At 43.9% G+C, this 15,915-nt stretch carries 26 protein-coding genes and 1 pseudogene; 22 read left to right on the forward strand and 5 right to left on the reverse strand.

Translation table 11 applies throughout. The annotated features are described in order from the left end of the window. Positions 1-9 precede the first annotated feature (9 nt). The 22 genes from rplP (at position 10) to sstT (ending at position 12,583) form a co-directional block, all read left to right on the forward strand. Positions 10-423 (forward strand): 50S ribosomal protein L16, encoded by a 414-nt coding sequence (rplP, locus tag VQ643_RS13855; protein ID WP_414200481.1) that lies wholly within the window; start codon positions 10-12, stop codon positions 421-423. After that, the gene (rpmC, locus tag VQ643_RS13860; protein ID WP_414200483.1) at positions 423-614 is read left to right on the forward strand and encodes a 50S ribosomal protein L29; all 192 of its coding nucleotides are present in this window, start codon (positions 423-425) and stop codon (positions 612-614) included. Before rplP ends, rpmC begins: the two co-directional genes overlap by 1 nt. A 2-nt stretch (positions 615-616) precedes the next feature. Next, positions 617-883, forward strand: coding sequence for a 30S ribosomal protein S17 (gene rpsQ, locus VQ643_RS13865; protein ID WP_414200485.1), 267 nt, complete (start codon positions 617-619; stop codon positions 881-883). 22 nt (positions 884-905) lie between these two features. After that, a complete protein-coding gene (gene rplN / locus VQ643_RS13870) occupies positions 906-1,274 on the forward strand; it encodes a 50S ribosomal protein L14 (protein WP_414200487.1) in 369 nt (122 codons plus the stop codon). Between the two features lie 11 nt (positions 1,275-1,285). Further along, the gene (gene rplX / locus VQ643_RS13875; RefSeq protein WP_414200489.1) at positions 1,286-1,600 is read left to right on the forward strand and encodes a 50S ribosomal protein L24; all 315 of its coding nucleotides are present in this window, start codon (positions 1,286-1,288) and stop codon (positions 1,598-1,600) included. Positions 1,601-1,619: 19 nt separating this feature from the next. Then, positions 1,620-2,159, forward strand: a complete 540-nt coding sequence (gene rplE / locus VQ643_RS13880) for a 50S ribosomal protein L5 (protein WP_414200491.1) — start codon at positions 1,620-1,622, stop codon at positions 2,157-2,159. Positions 2,160-2,170: 11 nt separating this feature from the next. Then, positions 2,171-2,476: a 30S ribosomal protein S14 gene (gene rpsN / locus VQ643_RS13885; RefSeq protein WP_414200493.1), complete on the forward strand. Its 306-nt coding sequence runs from the start codon at positions 2,171-2,173 to the stop codon at positions 2,474-2,476. A gap of 176 nt (positions 2,477-2,652) precedes the next feature. Next, positions 2,653-3,045, forward strand: a complete 393-nt coding sequence (gene rpsH / locus VQ643_RS13890) for a 30S ribosomal protein S8 (RefSeq protein WP_414200495.1) — start codon at positions 2,653-2,655, stop codon at positions 3,043-3,045. A 12-nt stretch (positions 3,046-3,057) separates the two neighbouring features. After that, positions 3,058-3,591, forward strand: a complete 534-nt coding sequence (gene rplF, locus VQ643_RS13895) for a 50S ribosomal protein L6 (protein ID WP_414200497.1) — start codon at positions 3,058-3,060, stop codon at positions 3,589-3,591. 10 nt (positions 3,592-3,601) lie between these two features. Next, positions 3,602-3,952 carry a 50S ribosomal protein L18 gene (rplR, locus tag VQ643_RS13900; RefSeq protein ID WP_414200499.1) on the forward strand — a complete coding sequence of 117 codons (351 nt, stop codon included), beginning with the start codon at positions 3,602-3,604 and terminating at the stop codon, positions 3,950-3,952. A gap of 3 nt (positions 3,953-3,955) precedes the next feature. Continuing rightward, positions 3,956-4,477: a 30S ribosomal protein S5 gene (gene rpsE, locus VQ643_RS13905; protein WP_414200501.1), complete on the forward strand. Its 522-nt coding sequence runs from the start codon at positions 3,956-3,958 to the stop codon at positions 4,475-4,477. 2 nt (positions 4,478-4,479) lie between these two features. Next, entirely contained in the window at positions 4,480-4,662 is a 183-nt protein-coding gene (rpmD, locus tag VQ643_RS13910; protein WP_414200503.1) for a 50S ribosomal protein L30, read from the forward strand. A 3-nt stretch (positions 4,663-4,665) separates the two neighbouring features. Continuing rightward, on the forward strand, positions 4,666-5,100 hold the full coding sequence (gene rplO / locus VQ643_RS13915; protein WP_414200505.1) for a 50S ribosomal protein L15: 435 nt from the start codon (positions 4,666-4,668) through the stop codon (positions 5,098-5,100). Beyond that, complete coding sequence (gene secY / locus VQ643_RS13920) at positions 5,101-6,435, forward strand: preprotein translocase subunit SecY (protein ID WP_414200507.1); 1,335 nt, start codon at positions 5,101-5,103, stop codon at positions 6,433-6,435. It begins immediately after the preceding gene. A 27-nt stretch (positions 6,436-6,462) separates the two neighbouring features. Further along, complete coding sequence (gene rpmJ / locus VQ643_RS13925) at positions 6,463-6,579, forward strand: 50S ribosomal protein L36 (protein WP_414200509.1); 117 nt, start codon at positions 6,463-6,465, stop codon at positions 6,577-6,579. A gap of 128 nt (positions 6,580-6,707) precedes the next feature. Continuing rightward, positions 6,708-7,064 carry a 30S ribosomal protein S13 gene (gene rpsM, locus VQ643_RS13930; RefSeq protein WP_414200511.1) on the forward strand — a complete coding sequence of 119 codons (357 nt, stop codon included), beginning with the start codon at positions 6,708-6,710 and terminating at the stop codon, positions 7,062-7,064. A 30-nt stretch (positions 7,065-7,094) separates the two neighbouring features. Then, complete coding sequence (gene rpsK, locus VQ643_RS13935; RefSeq protein WP_414200513.1) at positions 7,095-7,484, forward strand: 30S ribosomal protein S11; 390 nt, start codon at positions 7,095-7,097, stop codon at positions 7,482-7,484. Between the two features lie 12 nt (positions 7,485-7,496). Continuing rightward, entirely contained in the window at positions 7,497-8,117 is a 621-nt protein-coding gene (gene rpsD / locus VQ643_RS13940; protein ID WP_414200515.1) for a 30S ribosomal protein S4, read from the forward strand. Positions 8,118-8,139: 22 nt separating this feature from the next. Beyond that, on the forward strand, positions 8,140-9,141 hold the full coding sequence (locus VQ643_RS13945; RefSeq protein ID WP_414200517.1) for a DNA-directed RNA polymerase subunit alpha: 1,002 nt from the start codon (positions 8,140-8,142) through the stop codon (positions 9,139-9,141). Positions 9,142-9,186: 45 nt separating this feature from the next. Next, a complete protein-coding gene (rplQ, locus tag VQ643_RS13950; protein WP_414200519.1) occupies positions 9,187-9,573 on the forward strand; it encodes a 50S ribosomal protein L17 in 387 nt (128 codons plus the stop codon). Positions 9,574-9,733: 160 nt separating this feature from the next. Continuing rightward, entirely contained in the window at positions 9,734-11,185 is a 1,452-nt protein-coding gene (locus VQ643_RS13955) for a catalase (RefSeq protein ID WP_414200521.1), read from the forward strand. A gap of 120 nt (positions 11,186-11,305) precedes the next feature. Beyond that, positions 11,306-12,583 (forward strand): serine/threonine transporter SstT, encoded by a 1,278-nt coding sequence (gene sstT, locus VQ643_RS13960; protein WP_414200523.1) that lies wholly within the window; start codon positions 11,306-11,308, stop codon positions 12,581-12,583. 36 nt (positions 12,584-12,619) lie between these two features. Here sstT and VQ643_RS13965 read toward each other — a convergent pair whose 3' ends face one another. The 5 genes and pseudogenes from VQ643_RS13965 to VQ643_RS13985 form a co-directional block, all read right to left on the reverse strand. Further along, the gene (locus tag VQ643_RS13965) at positions 12,620-13,324 is read right to left on the reverse strand and encodes a hypothetical protein (RefSeq protein ID WP_414200525.1); all 705 of its coding nucleotides are present in this window, start codon (positions 13,322-13,324) and stop codon (positions 12,620-12,622) included. A 56-nt stretch (positions 13,325-13,380) separates the two neighbouring features. After that, positions 13,381-13,908 carry an inorganic diphosphatase gene (gene ppa / locus VQ643_RS13970; protein WP_414200527.1) on the reverse strand — a complete coding sequence of 176 codons (528 nt, stop codon included), beginning with the start codon at positions 13,906-13,908 and terminating at the stop codon, positions 13,381-13,383. Between the two features lie 82 nt (positions 13,909-13,990). After that, on the reverse strand, positions 13,991-14,422 hold the full coding sequence (locus tag VQ643_RS13975) for a hypothetical protein (RefSeq protein WP_414200528.1): 432 nt from the start codon (positions 14,420-14,422) through the stop codon (positions 13,991-13,993). Positions 14,423-14,494: 72 nt separating this feature from the next. Beyond that, on the reverse strand, positions 14,495-14,860 hold the full coding sequence (locus tag VQ643_RS13980) for a hypothetical protein (protein WP_414200530.1): 366 nt from the start codon (positions 14,858-14,860) through the stop codon (positions 14,495-14,497). A gap of 36 nt (positions 14,861-14,896) precedes the next feature. Continuing rightward, positions 14,897-15,342: pseudogene (locus VQ643_RS13985) on the reverse strand (integrase core domain-containing protein); the annotation flags it as partial. Positions 15,343-15,915 lie beyond the last annotated feature (573 nt).

Raw genomic sequence — 15,915 nt, forward strand, 5'->3', positions numbered from 1 at the left:
GTACGCACCATGTTACAACCTAAGCGTACGAAGTTCCGCAAAATGATGACAGGCCACAACCGTGGCTTGGCCCATCGCGGTAGCAAAGTAAGCTTCGGCGAGTATGCTTTAAAAGCAACTGGCCGTGGCCGACTCACTGCACGTCAGATTGAAGCAGCACGTCGTGCTCTAACTCGTCACGTTAAACGTGGCGGTAAAATCTGGATCCGTGTGTTCCCAGACAAGCCAATTACCAAAAAACCATTAGAAGTTCGTATGGGTAAAGGTAAAGGTTCAGTTGAGTACTGGGTTGCCCAAATTCAGCCGGGCAAAGTTCTGTACGAAATTGAGGGTGTGTCAGAAGAATTGGCGCGCGAGGCGTTTGCACTTGCAGCAGCTAAGCTGCCAGTCGCCACATCCTTTGTTAAACGGACGGTGATGTGATGAAAGCTACCGAACTTCGTGAAAAATCAGTAGAGCAGCTGAATGAGCAATTGCTTGACCTGCTGCGTGATCAGTTCAATTTGCGTATGCAAAAAGCAACTGGCCAATTGTCACAGACTCACTTGTTGCTACAAGTTAAACGCGACATCGCTCGCGTGAAAACTGTGCTCAAGCAGAAAGCAGGTAACTAATCATGGCTGAAGTACAGAAAGTTGTCCGTACGCTAACCGGTCGTGTTGTTAGCGATAAAATGGACAAAACAATCACCGTATTGATTGAGCGTCGCGTTAAGCATCCAATCTACGGTAAATATGTAAAGCGTTCTACCAAACTGCACGCACACGATGAAACTAACCAATGCCGTATTGGCGACAAAGTCACTATCCGTGAAACTCGTCCAGTAGCAAAAACCAAGGCATGGGCTCTAGTTGAAATCGTAGAGCGCGCTGAAGCGGTTTAAGGGCTAGGGTCGGAGAAATTATATGATTCAGACTCAATCAATGCTCGATGTGGCCGATAACAGTGGCGCGCGTCGTGTAATGTGTATCAAAGTCCTAGGCGGTTCACACCGCCGCTATGCTGGCATCGGTGACATTATTAAAGTTACCGTTAAGGAAGCAATTCCGCGCGGCAAAGTGAAAAAGGGCCAGGTTATGACCGCTGTAGTTGTACGTACCCGTCATGGTGTACGTCGTCCAGACGGTTCTATCATTCGTTTCGATGGCAATGCTGCTGTTCTGTTGAACGCCAAGCAAGAGCCAATCGGTACCCGTATCTTCGGGCCAGTTACACGTGAACTTCGTGGTGATAAATTCATGAAGATCGTGTCTCTAGCTCCAGAAGTGCTTTAAGGAGTAGCCGCATGCAAAAGATTCGTCGTAACGACAAAGTCGTAGTCATTGCTGGCAAGGACAAAGGTAAAACCGGTAATGTTATCCGTGTATTGGATGACAACCGCGTAGTTGTGGAAGGTCTTAACAAAGTTAAGCGCCACACTAAGCCTAATCCAATGCTTGGAGCACAAGGCGGTATCGTCGAGAAAGAAGCGCCATTGCACGTATCTAACGTTGCAATCTTCAACCCAGAAACTAACAAAGCTGATCGTGTTGGTTTTAAAGTTGAAGACGGTAAAAAGATTCGTGTCTTCAAGTCCACCCAGAAGCCGGTTGGCGCTTGAGAATAGGTAGGTAATAACCATGGCACGATTAAAAGATTTATACCGGAAAGAAATCGCACCTCAGCTTAAGCAAGAGCTTAACTTAGAGAATGTGATGGAAGTTCCTCGTATCACTAAAATCACCCTAAACATGGGTCTAGGTGAAGCAGTTGCCGATAAGAAAATTATCGACAACGCTGTTGCTGACTTAGAAAAAATCACTGGTCAAAAAGTAGTGGTTACCTATGCACGCAAATCAATCGCGGGTTTTAAAATCCGTGATGGTTGGCCGATTGGTGTGAAAGTAACATTACGTAACGATCGTATGTACGAGTTCTTGGACCGTCTACTTTCTATCGCACTACCACGTGTACGTGACTTCCGCGGCTTGAATGCAAAATCATTCGACGGTCGTGGTAACTACAGCATGGGTGTGAAAGAGCAGATCATCTTCCCTGAGATCGACTACGACAAAATCGACGCACTACGTGGTTTAGATATTACGCTAACCACTACAGCGCGTAACGATGCTGAAGGCGCTGCTTTATTGCGTGCTTTCAAATTCCCGTTCCGTAACTAAGGGTTAGCATTATGGCTAAAATGAGTATGAAAAACCGCGAGTTGAAACGTCAACTAACGGTAGCTAAGTACGCTGAAAAACGTGCTGCGCTCAAGGCTGTTATCGCCAATCCGAACTCTAGCGCTGAAGAGCGTTGGAATGCACAGGTTGCACTACAAAAACAACCACGTGATGCAAGCGCAGCTCGCTTACGCAATCGCTGCCGTATCACTGGTCGTCCACATGGTGTTTACCGTAAGTTCGGTCTTGGCCGTAACAAACTACGTGAAGCTGCAATGCGTGGTGACGTACCTGGTTTAGTGAAAGCTAGCTGGTAAGTCAAAGTACGAAACGTACTTATAATGTGAAAAAATGAATCAAGCCCCTTAATTGGGGCTTGATTCATTTGTGTACAACATTTAAAATGACCGGCTCGCAAGAGCATAGATTTAAATGTTTTGCGTTGGTGGCTCAATAATGAGCCGTTTTTAATTGTATTCAGGAGCTTAAGCCCATGAGTATGCAGGACCCGTTAGCTGATATGCTAACTCGTATCCGTAATGCCCAGATGGCTGAAAAGTCTGTTGTAAGCATTCCTTCTTCTAAATTGAAGGTTGCGGTTGCCGAAGTTTTAAAAAACGAAGGTTACATTGCAGATTATCAGATCAGCGGTGACGTTAAACCACTGTTAACCATCGAATTGAAATACTTCGAAGGCCGTCCAGTTATCGAAGAAATCAAACGTGAAAGCCGTCCTGGTCTGCGCCAGTACAAGGCTGGTGGTGAACTGCCAAAGGTTCGTGGTGGTTTAGGTGTAGCGATCGTATCTACCAATAAAGGTGTGATGAGTGATCGTGCTGCTCGTGCTGCCGGTATTGGTGGCGAAGTTCTTTGCAGTGTATTCTAAGGGGGATTTTGCATGTCTCGCGTTGCTAAAAACCCCGTTAAGCTACCTGCCGGCGTTGAATTTAAACTAGCTGGTCAAGAGCTTTCGGTTAAAGGTGCTAAAGGCACTTTACAATTAACTGTTCACCCTTCAGTTGAAGTTAGTCATGTTGACGGCGAACTACGTTTTGCTGCCAAAAATGGCGATCAACAGTCGCGTGCTATGTCTGGTACTACTCGCGCGCTAGTGAACAACATGGTTACTGGCGTAAGCCAAGGCTTTGAGCGCAAACTACAGCTTGTTGGTGTAGGTTACCGTGCTCAAGTTAAAGGCACAGTGTTGTCTTTAAGCTTAGGTTTCTCTCATCCTGTAGAGTATCAACTTCCAGAAGGCGTATCTGCTGAAACCCCAAGTGCTACTGATATCATTATTAAAGGTATCGATAAGCAAGTCATTGGTCAGGTTGCTGCAGAGATCCGTGATTACCGTCGCCCAGAGCCATACAAAGGCAAAGGCGTTCGTTATGCTGATGAAGTTGTACTTCGCAAAGAAGCTAAGAAAAAGTAGGGCCTAGCAAATGACCGACAAAAAAGTTTCAAGACTGCGTCGCGCTCGCAAAGCACGCCTGAAAATGCACGAACTACAAACAGTTCGTCTTTGCGTGTACCGCTCAGCGCAACATATGTATGCTCAGGTAATCTCAGCAGACGGCAGCAAAGTATTAGCTCAGGCTTCTACTTTAGATAAAGAACTGCGCAACAATGCTACTGGCAATGTTGAAGCAGCAAAAAAAGTTGGCCAATTAGTAGCAGAGCGTGCGAAAGCAGCTGGCGTTACTAAAATGGCATTTGACCGTTCGGGCTTTAAATATCACGGCCGCGTAAAAGCGCTGGCGGATGCTGCTCGTGAAAGCGGACTGGAGTTTTAAGATATGGCAAATCACGAGCAAAAGCGCGAAAGCCGCGAAGATAGCCGCGATGAAGGCTACATCGAACGTCTGGTACAAGTGAACCGCGTTGCTAAAACCGTCAAAGGTGGTCGTATTTTTACTTTCACAGCACTAACTGTAGTGGGTGATGGTAAAGGCCGTGTAGGTTTTGGTCGTGGTAAATCTCGCGAAGTTCCAGCAGCCATCCAAAAAGCGATGGAAGCTGCACGCCGTAACATGATCCAAGTTGATCTAAACGGTACAACTTTGCAGTACCCAGTTAAATCTGTACATGGCGCATCTCGCGTATTCATGCAACCTGCATCAGAAGGTACTGGCGTTATTGCTGGTGGTGCAATGCGTGCAGTACTTGAAGTGGCTGGTGTGCAAAACGTATTAGCCAAGTGCTACGGCTCTACTAATCCAGTGAACGTTGTTTATGCAACTTTCAAAGGTCTGAAGAACATGCAGTCTCCAGTATCAGTAGCGGCTAAGCGTGGCAAGAGCGTCGAGGAGATTCTCTAACCATGGCACAAGCAAAAGTTAAAGTGACTCTAGTTAAGAGCACTATTGGCCGTTTGGCTAACCATAAAGCCTGCGTCAAAGGTCTAGGCCTACGTCGCATTGGTCATACTGTTGAAGTTCTGGATACTCCAGAAAACCGCGGCATGATCAACAAGGTTAATTACTTATTACGCGTAGAGGACTAAACCATGCAATTGAACGATTTACGTTCTGCGCCTGGTGCACGCCGTGAAAAGCGTCGTCTAGGTCGTGGTATTGGTAGTGGTCTAGGTAAAACCGCAGGCCGCGGTCACAAAGGTTTGACTTCTCGTTCTGGTGGTAAAGTTGCTCCAGGTTTCGAGGGCGGTCAACAGCCTCTATTTATTCGCCTACCAAAATTTGGTTTCTACTCAATGATGGGTGCTGATCGTGCGGAAATCCGCACTTCAGAACTGGCTAAAGTAGATGGCGATCTAGTAACTGTTGAAACGTTACGTGACGCAAATCTGATCAACTCTAGCGTTAAACGCGTTAAAGTTATGCTGTCAGGCGAAGTTGCACGTGCTGTAACTTTAAAGGGCATCGCAGTTACCAAAGGTGCTCGCGAAGCTATCATCGCAGCAGGCGGTAAGATCGAGGAATAAATGGCTAAGCAAGGTGCTCTCTCATCGGCGTTAAGTGGAAACGGATTACAAGAACTGAAATCTCGTTTGTGGTTCCTATTTTTGGCAATTATTGTCTATCGTATAGGTGCACATATTCCAGTTCCGGGTATTAACCCAGTCGCTCTCGCTGATCTGTTCAAACAGAATGAGGGGACCATTCTCAGCCTATTCAATATGTTCTCAGGTGGTGCGCTAGAGCGCATGTCGATTTTTGCGTTAGGTATCATGCCGTATATTTCGGCGTCGATCATTATGCAGTTGTTGACAGCTGTAGTGCCATCACTTGAACAGTTGAAAAAGGAAGGTGAATCTGGCCGTCGTAAGATAAGTCAGTACACCCGCTACGGCACTTTGGCATTAGCATTAGTTCAAGCCTTGGGTATGTCTCTAGGTTTGGCAAGTCAGGGTGTTACTTTCGAAGCAAGCCTATCTTTCTACATCTTAGCAATCTCTACTTTTGTGGCAGGTGCTATGTTCCTAATGTGGTTGGGTGAGCAAATTACTGAGCGCGGTATTGGTAATGGTATCTCGATGTTAATCTTCGCAGGTATTGTTGCTGGTTTACCAAGCGCTATTGGTCAATCCATTGAAGCAACTCGTCAAGGTAATATTCACGCTATCGCGTTATTGCTGATTGCGATTTTGGCTGTTGCTGTCATTGCATTTGTGGTGTTTATTGAGCGTGGCCAACGTCGTATTGTTGTTAACTACGCTAAACGTCAGCAAGGCCGTAAGGTGTTTGCTCCACAACAGAGCCATTTACCATTGAAAGTAAATATGGCGGGTGTTATCCCTGCTATTTTTGCTAGCAGTATTTTGTTATTCCCAGCGTCAGTAGGGCAGTGGTTTGGCAAGTCAGAAAGCATGAGCTGGCTCGCGGATCTTTCGCAAGTACTTGCTCCTGGGCAGCCGTTAAACATTATTTTGTTCAGCGCAGGGATTATTTTCTTCTGCTACTTCTATACTGCTTTAATGTTTAACCCGAAAGACGTAGCAGAAAACCTGAAAAAGTCCGGTGCCTTTATTCCAGGTATCCGTCCAGGCGAGCAAACCGCCCGTTACATTGATGGTGTGCTTACTCGTTTAACTGGATTTGGTGCCCTGTACATGACGGCTGTATGTTTGTTACCGCAGTTTATGCAGGTATCAGCAAATGTGCCGTTCCATCTCGGCGGGACCTCGCTGTTGATCGTTGTTGTGGTTGTAATGGACTTCATGGCTCAAGTACAATCGCACCTCGTTTCTAATCAGTATGATTCCCTGATGAAAAAAGCCAACCTGAAGGGGTATGGCGCTGGCGGTATGCTGCGCTAGAAAACCCTTAGGTTAGAGGAGTTGGTGATGAAAGTTCGTGCATCAGTGAAAAAACTATGCCGTAACTGCAAAATCGTACGTCGCGCTGGCGTTGTACGAGTAATTTGCAAGGCAGAGCCGCGTCACAAACAGCGCCAAGGCTGATTTGTTTTGCGTCAATAAGCCCAGCAGCTAGTGTGCTGCTGGGTTGATTAATTGTAATTACAGCGTTAATATCTTGCCCTTTTCTTGGCTTCCTAGGTCAAGATTGCTGTCAAATGGAGTTACACCGAATGGCCCGTATTGCTGGCGTTAACATTCCGGATAACAAACATACTGTTATCTCGCTGACTTATATCTTTGGTGTGGGTCGCAAAACTGCTCAGGATATCTGCGCAGCTACTGGTATTGCACCAGTTGCGAAAATCAAAGATCTTGATGAAGCACAGCTTGATTTATTACGTAACGAAGTTGCTAAGTTAACAACTGAAGGTGACTTACGTCGTGAAATCAACATGAACATTAAGCGTTTGATGGACTTAGGTTGCTACCGTGGTCTTCGTCATCGCCGTGGTCTACCTGTTCACGGTCAACGCACTAAAACCAACGCGCGCACTCGTAAGGGTCCACGCAAACCGATCCGCAAGTAATCGCATTGGTTTATAGATAGGAATTTGATCATGGCAAAAGCTGCTGCTCGTCCTCGTAAAAAAGCAAGAAAGCAGGTGGTTGATGGCATCGCCCATATCCACGCTTCTTTCAATAACACAATCGTAACTATTACTGACCGTCAAGGTAACGCTCTTTCATGGGCAACTTCTGGTGGTTCAGGCTTCCGTGGCTCTCGTAAAAGCACTCCATTTGCTGCACAGGTTGCGGCAGAGCGTGCTGGTCAAGCAGCTTTGGAATACGGTTTGAAAAATTTAGATGTAAACGTTAAGGGCCCAGGTCCTGGACGTGAGTCAGCCGTTCGTGCATTAAATGCATGTGGCTACAAGATCGCTAGTATCACCGACGTGACGCCAATTCCGCATAACGGTTGCCGTCCACCTAAAAAACGTCGCGTGTAAGGAGACAGTAAGATGGCACGTTATATTGGTCCAAAATGTAAACTGTCTCGTCGTGAAGGCACTGATCTATTTTTGAAAAGTGGCGCACGCGCGATCGAATCAAAATGCAATATTGAAACTGCTCCAGGTCAGCATGGCGCTCGTCGTCCTCGCTTATCTGAGTACGGTTCTCAATTGCGTGAGAAACAAAAAGTACGTCGTATCTACGGTGTATTAGAGCGTCAATTTAGCGGCTACTACAAAGAAGCTGCACGTCGCAAAGGTGCTACCGGCGAGAACCTTCTGCAGTTATTAGAGTCTCGTTTAGATAACGTTGTATACCGCATGGGTTTTGGCTCTACTCGCGCTGAATCTCGTCAATTGGTATCGCACAAAGCTATTAGCGTAAATGGCAAGACTGTAAATATTCCGTCTTACCAAGTGCAACCAGGCGACGTAGTTGAAGTTCGTGAAAAAGCGAAAAACCAATTACGTATCTCCCAGGCTCTTGAGTTGAGTTCTCAAAGCGGTCGCGTTGAGTGGATTGAAGTGGACGTTGCTAAAAAATCTGGCGTGTTCAAAAACGTTCCAGCTCGTAGTGATCTGTCAGCTGACATCAACGAAAGCCTGATTGTCGAGCTCTACTCTAAGTAAGGGCAAGAAAATAGGTGTATCCATGCAGATTTCGGTAAATGAGTTTCTGACCCCACGTCAAATTATTGTTGATCAGGTCAGTCCGACCCGTGCCAAAATTACGCTTGAGCCTCTCGAGCGTGGTTTTGGACATACTTTAGGCAATGCGTTAAGACGTATCCTGTTGTCTTCAATGCCCGGCTGTGCAGTGGTCGAAGTCGAAATCGACGGCGTGCTGCACGAGTACAGTGCTATTGAAGGCGTGCAGGAAGATGTCATTGAAATCCTGTTGAACCTCAAAGGCCTTGCTGTGATTATGCACGGTCGTGATGAAGCAACGCTAAGCCTGAGCAAAAAAGGTCCAGGTGTAGTGACTGCTGCCGATATTCAGCTGGATCATGATGTTGAAATCGTCAATGGCGACCATGTTATTGCTAACTTGGGCGACAAAGGCCAACTGAACATGAAGTTACGCATTGCGCGTGGTCGCGGCTATGAGCCTGCTGATGCGCGTACTGCTGACGAAGACGAAAGTCGTAGTATCGGTCGTTTACAGATTGATGCGCTATTCAGTCCAGTTCGTCGTGTAGCCTACGTGGTGGAAAACGCCCGTGTTGAGCAACGCACTAACCTTGATAAGTTGATCATCGATCTTGAAACCAATGGCACTTTAGATCCAGAAGAAGCTATCCGTCGCAGCGCAACAATTCTGCAACAACAATTAGCGGCTTTCGTTGATCTACAAGGCGAGCCTCAAGTGGTTGAAGAGAAGCCGGAAGATGAGATTGATCCAATCTTATTACGTCCAGTGGATGATCTTGAGCTAACTGTTCGTTCGGCTAACTGCTTGAAAGCAGAAAGCATTTACTATATTGGTGACCTGATTCAGCGCACTGAAGTAGAACTGCTAAAAACGCCAAACTTGGGTAAAAAATCTTTAACTGAGATTAAAGATGTTTTAGCTTCCCGCGGTTTGTCTCTAGGTATGCGTCTTGATAACTGGCCGCCTGCAAGTCTGAAGAAAGACGACAAGGCAATGGCCTAATCGTCATTACCACTGAACCTAAAGAGTTTGGTAAGGAATTGAACCATGCGTCATCGTAAAAGTGGCCGTCACCTTAGCCGTACCAGCGCGCATCGTAAAGCTATGTTTCAAAACATGGCAGTTTCTTTGTTTGAGCATGAGTTAATCAAAACGACTCTGCCTAAAGCAAAAGAACTACGTCGCGTTGCTGAGCCGCTAATTACACTAGCGAAAGAAGATAGCGTTGCTAACCGTCGCTTAGCCTTTGCTCGTACTCGCTCTAAACAAGCAGTTGGCAAACTATTCAATGATCTAGGCAAGCGTTACGCTGCTCGTCAAGGTGGTTACCTACGCATTTTAAAATGCGGTTTCCGTCCTGGTGACAACGCGCCTATGGCATACGTTGAACTAGTTGACCGTCCGGTTGCTGGTGAAGTAGAAGCTGCTGAATAAGCACTTTTCTTTGAAAAAACCGAGCTTTATGCTCGGTTTTTTTATGGATGCTGTTCACATTTAGTAAAAATCTATCGTTATATTTAACTTAATTGATTTTAACTCTCAATGACATCTTGTTACTGTGGATTTGTCTAAACAAATCCTCGGAGAAACTTCCATGAGTGACAAGCGTAAATTAACCAGCATTAATGGTGCTCCTGTTGCTAATAACCAAGATAGCTTAACTGTAGGTCCGCGTGGTCCAATGTTGCTACAAGATGTTTGGTTTCTAGAAAAACTTGCGCACTTTGATCGTGAAGTAATACCTGAGCGCCGTATGCATGCTAAAGGTTCAGGCGCATTCGGTACTTTTACCGTAACTAAAGACATTACTGAATTTACTCGCGCTAACTTGTTTTCTAAAGTGGGTAAACAAACAGAGATGTTTGTGCGTTTTTCTACCGTAGCAGGTGAGCGTGGCGCTGCCGATGCCGAGCGCGATATTCGTGGCTTTGCTATGCGTTTTTATACTGAAGAAGGAAACTGGGATTTAGTAGGTAACAATACACCAGTCTTCTTTTTTCGAGACCCACTGAAATTTCCAGATTTAAACCATGCTGTTAAACGTGATCCACGTACAAACATGCGTAGTGCAACAAATAACTGGGACTTTTGGACACAATTACCAGAAGCCTTACACCAAGTGACAGTGGTAATGAGTGATCGCGGTATTCCAGCTTCATATCGTCATATGCATGGTTTTGGTTCTCATACCTTTAGTTTTATTAATGCTAAAAATGAACGCTACTGGGTGAAGTTTCACTTAAAAACGCAGCAAGGTATTAAGAATTTAACAGATGCAGAAGCTGCGCAATTAGTGGGTAATGATCGCGAAAGTCATCAACGCGATTTATATGAGGCTATTGAGCGTAAAGACTTTCCAAAATGGACTATGTATGTGCAAATCATGCCAGAGGCGGATGCACAAAAAGTACCTTATCACCCGTTTGACTTAACTAAGGTTTGGCCTAAAGCAGACTACCCACTCATTGAAGTAGGCGAGTTTGAGTTAAATCGTAATCCTAATAACTATTTTGCCGATGTAGAGCAGGCTGCCTTTAATCCAGCCCACGTTGTTCCAGGTATTAGTTTTTCGCCTGACCGTATGCTGCAAGGGCGTTTATTCTCTTATGGTGATGCACAGCGTTACCGCCTAGGTGTCAACCATTTTCAGATTCCTGTGAATACACCACGTTGCCCGTATCATGCATTTCACCGTGATGGCGCAATGCGAGTAGATGGTAACTATGGCAGCACTTCGCATTACGAACCTAATACGACAGGTGAATGGCAACAGCAGCCTGATTTTAGTGAGCCGCCATTAGCCGCTGAAGGTTCTATTGATCGCTTTGATTATTGGGAAACTGAGCCTGACTACTTTACTCAACCAGGCAACCTTTTCCGCTTGATGACACCAGAGCAGCAACAAGTGTTGTTTGATAATACAGCGCGCAATATGAATGGCGTGCCTGATGATATTAAGCGTCGTCATATTTGCCACTGTATGCAAGCTGACCGTGCTTACGGTATTGGTGTAGCTAAAGCCTTAGGTATTAGTCTAGATAAATAAGACATAACCTAATTAAACACTGATTTTCTTGTAGTGTATTAGAGAAAATCAGTGTTTTTTTTATTGGTTGAACAGGCTTATGGTATTCTAGGGTAATTTTTTTAGTGGGATAACCTAGGCATGGCGCGGATTAATTACTGGCTACGGACGCTGTTAAATACCAGTTTAGTCTTACAAATCATTATTGGTTTATTGTTAGGCATTATTGCCGGCTTTTATTTGGAAGGCTATAAAAATGAATTTGAGTATCTAGGAAACCTTTTTGTTAGCGGATTAAAAGGTGCTGCGCCTATTCTTATTTTTATTTTATGTGTATCGGCTATTGCTAACCATCAAAAAGGCAGCAAGATTCATTTGAAATCCGTCTTAGCTCTTTACTTTATGGCTACTTTTTTAGCTGCCGTTGCTGCTGTTGCGGCAAGCTATCTATTTCCTACGACGATTAAATTAGTGGCAAATGCACAACAGCTAGCGCCACCTTCTGGGCTTAGTGAAGTTTTAGGCAATTTAGTGGCAGCTATTTTTGTGAATCCTATTGAAGCATTATTAAAAGCTAACTTTATTGGTATTTTAGCTTGGGCTATTGCTTTAGGTATTGCTTTACGAAACGCGAGTGATACAACAAAAATCATCCTCAATGACTTATCAAATGGAGTGACTTTTGTTGTGCGTTTAGTTATCCGCATTGCGCCAGTAGGTGTAATGGGGATTGTTGCTTACACCATTATGGAAACAGGTACAGAAGGGCTGAAAGACTATGTCCACCTTCTCGTTGTGCTGTTGGGTTGTATGCTGTTTGTCGCTTTTGTCATTAATCCTATTCTTGTATTTGCAGTCACTAAGCAAAATCCTTATCCATTAGTTTGGCAATGTGTTCGTGAAAGTGGAATTACCGCCTTTTTTACCCGCAGTTCAGCTGCCAATGTGCCTGTAAATATGGCGCTATGCAAAAAAATGGGGCTACACGAAGATACCTATTCTGTCACCATTCCATTAGGCGCAACCATTAACATGGGGGGCGCTGCTATTACCATTACTATTTTAACGTTAGCTGCTGTAAATACGATTTATGCAACACCAGAGGCAATTGCTAATGGTAGCGCTAGCTTGTTTGGTGTGGTTAGTTTGCCAACTGCAATTCTATTGAGCTTTATTGCGGCTATTGGTGCGTGCGGTTCATCAGGCGTAGCTGGCGGCTCACTATTATTGATTCCACTGGCCTGTAGTATTTTTGGTATCTCCAACGATGTCGCTATGATGGTTGTGGGTGTAGGTGTGGCTATTGGAGTATTACAGGACTCTACAGAAACAGCATTAAACTCATCAACCGATGTACTCTTTACTGCGGCTGCTTGTATTGCCGCAGAACGCAAAAAGAGTTTAATTGCGGCTGAGTAATTAATCAGATTAGCAGCTAGTGGTTAGCATTAGCTGCTATAGAATAAATAGAACGATCAGCAAAAGAATTAAGCCAATACGCAAACCTAAGCGGTAATCGGTTGGGGCTTTTTCCACATGTAAATGCTGCACAAAAATGGTTTCGCAGGCACCGTTGCCTGTATCGTTACGTACAGTGCTACTGCCGCGAATTAAACGGCCATTCTCAAAACCATACTCAGCTAAGTAGCCTTTAATAGTGACTTGATCACCTATTTTAATATTGCGTAATCGTTTAACCATAGCTGGGTCATTGGTAATCAAATGGTTATTGCTGATATGTTCCATATTGAATTGACGCCAAATGCTATAGTCATCAGTGGATATAAAACAAGTGAAATCGCCGTTTCTAAAGGTGAGAGAACGATATAAGTTGTTTATTAAGTTGTCCCCAAAAACGACACATAAATCAACGGCTTTAAAATCATTATCAATATCAGCCATATAGTGTTCACGTGGTTTACTCATGGAAACGACTAAGCCGTTAAGCTCGTATTGATAAAGCGGCTTCACGTAATAATTAGTTCGTTGGGTTTGTGCAATAAACTGTGTGGCCCCTGTCGGCAACTGGATAGGTTCTTGCTTCATCCTTGCCGTTGGCGTATTCGGCATGGGCCTTGGAATAAACAGGCTGAGTAATAGCGCCACTAAAATAATACTACTAGCTATTAAACGAAGGCGATGTTTTGTCCGTAAGTGCATATCTTTCCTAATAAAAAACCCAGCAGTAGGCTGGGCTTTTAAATGGCGGTGTGTACTTATTTTTTAAAGTTAGCAACCGCTTCAGTGATAGCTTTTTCAGCGGCGGCTTTGCCTTCCCAGCCTTCTACTTTAACCCATTTGCCTTTTTCTAGATCTTTGTAGTTCTCAAAAAAGTGTTTAATTTGTTCAAGTAGTAAAGCAGGTAGGTCGGTGTATTCCTTAACGTCAACATAAAGTTGGCTAAGTTTGTCATGCGGAACAGCAATAAGTTTAGCATCACCACCAGCTTCGTCAGTCATATTGAGTACGCCAACAGCACGAGCACGGATAACAGCACCTGGTGCTACAGGATAAGGTGTAACTACTAATACATCTAATGGGTCGCCATCATCAGCCAAGGTATTTGGAATGTAGCCATAGTTCGCTGGGTAGAACATAGGCGTTGCCATAAAACGGTCAACCATTAGGCAGTCAGTTTCGTGGTCTACTTCGTATTTGATAGGTGCGTGATTAGCAGGAATTTCAATAATCACGTTAATATCGTGTGGTAGTTCTTTTCCAGCGGGGATGTCATGGTAGCTCATGGTATATTTCCAAAAATAGAATGAAAAAGTGGCTAGCAGTATAAAAGCATTCACTAAGCTTGCCAAACATAAGGCAGGTTATTTATTGCGTCAGTAAAATCAGTTTGCCACTGTCAGGAAAATAAATATTATCAGGTGCATTACTTGGGTCGTAAAAGCCAATATTATGTTTGGCTGCAAGCACCGTAACAGCTTCATGTGCTTTCTCGGCAAGGCTCCAAGCAAAAGCGCCATAAATAAGATGCTTACCAATAGAATAATCAGTGATATAGGCATCGTGGCCCTGATCATCCAGTTGCTCCATTAAATCTTCATCCGTAAATGGACCGTTCATGGCAGGAAAGGTTGTGATAAGTTCTATAAAGAAATTATTCAAATTTTGGTTAGGGCAAACAACTGGGTCATCATAATTATGATCTTCTGCCCATTGTGTTTGTTGTTGGTACCATTGATCGAACGCTTGCTTAGTTTTAGGTGCAGCTTCAGAGTCAAACACCATAATGTCGTAGCTCATAACAGTCCTTTTTATTTCGCGGTTATAACATACAGAGCAATCAAGCTCAGTGTATTGGGCCTGTAAAACAATTTAGTGAACTTGCGTCATCCATAATGAGTTTTGTGTAGTACTGAAAAGGCTAGGTGATGTAAAGTCGATTCCTTGAGTATTAGCATAAATATTGAGTAATTTAGGTGTGACCCTATCTGCTATTTTGCGCTGCAGATAATAACGGGTGTCTTCAAACGCTAAAAGCGCACCTTGCTCATAAAAATTCCATTTACCTTCTTTCATAGCGCGCACAACACGTTGCGTTTTTCCTGCGGTTACTACCGTCATTTCAAACAGTGGAAATTCATCTTCAATCACACGAAAAAGGACATAGTCAGATTGTGTGGCATGGCTAATACAATGTAGTAAAGAATGCCAACCATCCATTAGATTGGAGATAAACACGGTAATCTTATTAATAACTGAAGATAAAAGTAGAAGTTAAGCGGCCAGTGGTGGTTTACCTTTATTCGCTTGATGTGGTCTTTCATAATTGTAATGCCACAACCACTCAGTGGCATAATCTTGTACTTCTTCCAATGTGTCAAATAAATGCTTACTGAGCCAACTATAACGAATTGTACTATTATAACGTTCAACGTAAGCATTCTGTTGTGGATTCTATAGCTGAATATATTCAATCCGAATATTGTGTTTCGCTGCCCAATTCATAAATTCATGACTTATAAATTCTGGTCCATTACCGCATCGGATTACAGAAGGTTTTTCACGCCACTCCAGCAGCTGAGTGAGTGTACGAATTACTCGTACAGATGACGATAATCATCAATCACATTGAATAAACAAAACTTCCGACCATCACCAAGTTGAGCATGCATAAAATCTAAGGACCAAACCTGATTTTCCTTGATCGGCTCTTTTAAGGGGAGAAGGGTAAATTATTCTGGGCTTGGATATTCAAATACAAGATAAAGACCCAAGCCTATGATAGCTATATGCGTTTCTTTAGTCTGTAGCGATTACGGTGCAGTCTGTTGTGTATGGTGGAGGTAGCAGGCGATAGATGTTTCTTGAAGTTTGTTTACGTGGGCTAACCTGCGTTCACTATGTTGGGCCTGTCATAACCAGATTGGCACTAAGCTTGTCTCTATGAAAAATAAAAGTTCTTATAAACCAATAGATATATAACTATATGGAGGGTAAAAGATTTTAGCTATTTAGATATCTCGAACGACAGGGGGAGCCGAATTTTTTTACCCGCGAAATTAAAAGTTTGGCCTTTTATTGAGATTTATTCGTATTTGATGGGCTAGCCAGTATCGCGTCGGTTCATACTGTCTTGATGACCTAAACCTAAATCAACGGTCGGTAAGTGTTAAATGGCATATTTTATTATAAACCTTATAAAGTTTAGTAGGACAAAAGTAGTAAAAACTTTGATCATGCATAGGGTTCATGATTTTTGAGTACAAACTTTTATAAGATTTAATATTTTTATT

It is taken from the genome of Pseudomonas sp. F1_0610 (genome assembly GCF_047470865.1).
Classification (GTDB): domain Bacteria; phylum Pseudomonadota; class Gammaproteobacteria; order Pseudomonadales; family Pseudomonadaceae; genus JAZDRH01.